General features: G+C 47.4%; 1 protein-coding gene. It reads left to right on the forward strand.

What is annotated here, in order from left to right:
* The coding region (locus tag K5R16_RS22725) for a hypothetical protein (RefSeq protein ID WP_220740566.1) at positions 1-570 on the forward strand (570 nt) is incomplete at both ends.

Consider the following 570-nt stretch of genomic DNA (forward strand, 5'->3'; position numbering starts at 1 on the left):
AAAGAAGAAGAAGGAAGAAGAGAGAAGGAAGAGGAGAGGGGGGGAGGAGAGGGGGAGAAGAGAAAGGGGGAAGAGAGGGAAAAGAAAGAAGAAGGAGAGAAGAAGGGGGGGGAAGAGGAAGGAAAAGGAAGGAAGAAAGGGAAGAAGGAGGGAAAGGGGAGGAAGAAAGAAAAGGGGAAAGAGGGAGAAAAAAAAGGGGAGAAAGAAGAAAGAGAAGAAAGAGAAAAGGGAGAAAAAGAAGGGAAGAGAGAGGGGAGAGGAGGGAGGAGGGGGGGGGGAAGGGGGGGAGGGGGAAAAAGGAAAAAGAAGAAGAGAAGAAAAGGGAAGGGAGGAGAGAGAGGAGGAAGGAGGGAGGGAGAGAAAAAAAGGGAAAGAAGAAAGAAAGAGAGGAAAGGAAAGAAGAGAAAGGGGGAGGAAGAGGGAAGAAGGAAGGAAGGGAAGAAGGAAGGAGAGAGAGAAAAGGAAGAAAAAGAAAAAGAGAGAAGAAAGAAAGAGAAAGGGAAGAGGGGAAAGGGAAGAAAGAGGAGGGAAAAAAGAGAAAAAAGGAAGAAAAAGAAAAGGAAGGAGGGG

It is taken from the genome of Shewanella sp. c952 (assembly GCF_019654975.1).
Classification (GTDB): domain Bacteria; phylum Pseudomonadota; class Gammaproteobacteria; order Enterobacterales; family Shewanellaceae; genus Shewanella.